The sequence below is a fragment of the Pseudoalteromonas phenolica genome (genome assembly GCF_005886345.1).
Lineage (GTDB): Bacteria > Pseudomonadota > Gammaproteobacteria > Enterobacterales > Alteromonadaceae > Pseudoalteromonas > Pseudoalteromonas phenolica_A.
Genome location: NZ_PNEC01000140.1, coordinates 1 through 247 on the forward strand (window position 1 = coordinate 1; position 247 = coordinate 247).

The following is a 247-nucleotide window of genomic DNA, read 5'->3' on the forward strand; positions in this document are numbered from 1 at the left end:
GGAAATCAGTAGTTAGTGCCAGCAAAAAAATGCTGGCCGAGCATTTACCTGCTTTGCTCGAATTGCAAGAAAAAACGGGTCACTCATTATTATATGAATCTGCGGTGTGTGCTTCTATTCCGGTGATCAGAAATTTAGAAGAATATTACGATAACGATTTATTGCATTCCATTAAAGCCATTGTAAACGGGTCTACGAATTTTATTCTTACAAAAATGTTCGAAGACAAGTTGAGTTTTAATGATGC

At 36.4% G+C, this 247-nt stretch carries 1 protein-coding gene; it reads left to right on the plus strand.

Going from position 1 to position 247, the window contains the following annotated elements:
• Positions 1–247 (plus strand): hypothetical protein (locus CWB72_RS20390; protein ID WP_436409872.1); only part of this gene is annotated, 247 nt, incomplete at both ends.